At 70.2% G+C, this 416-nt stretch carries 1 protein-coding gene; it reads right to left on the bottom strand.

Annotated features, from left to right (window positions below; all coding sequences use genetic code 11):
* The coding region (locus F8271_RS31905) for a transposase (RefSeq protein WP_255473780.1) at positions 1-353 on the bottom strand (353 nt) is incomplete at its 3' end.
* Positions 354-416 lie beyond the last annotated feature (63 nt).

Here is a 416-nt window from a genome sequence, read left to right as displayed (position 1 = left end):
CGGGCCCCGATCAGCGCATGCCCGACACGTTCACGCACATACGCCAGATGCACCGTGTTGATCCCGTTCGCGAGCCGACCCGCACAGCCCATGTACTGCCGTTTCACTCCACACGTCGCCGTGCCCTGTTTGGCCTGGCCGGTCTCGTCCAGCGCGGCGATCCGCAACCCCCGCCGCGCTCGGCGCCCGGCTACGGCGTCCAGGCCGGCCACCACGAACCCGCGTACCTGACTCATCGCGGCAGCCTCGTCCCACCGTGCGCGGTTGAGCAACCGCTGGGTGCGATCCGGCGTGCGGTCCCCGGCCTGTTGCGCGATCGTCCACCCGTTCCGCTTCGGGATATCGCTGACCAGCGCCGATACGTACCGGCCCGCGTGCTGCCAGGTCTGCGTCCGTGCGAAACACGACCGCAGCCG

It is taken from the genome of Micromonospora sp. ALFpr18c (assembly GCF_008868155.1).
In the GTDB taxonomy this organism is placed as follows: Bacteria; Actinomycetota; Actinomycetes; order Mycobacteriales; family Micromonosporaceae; genus Micromonospora.
Note: the sequence above shows the minus strand (reverse complement) of the source record. Positions and strands in the feature narration are given on the sequence as shown.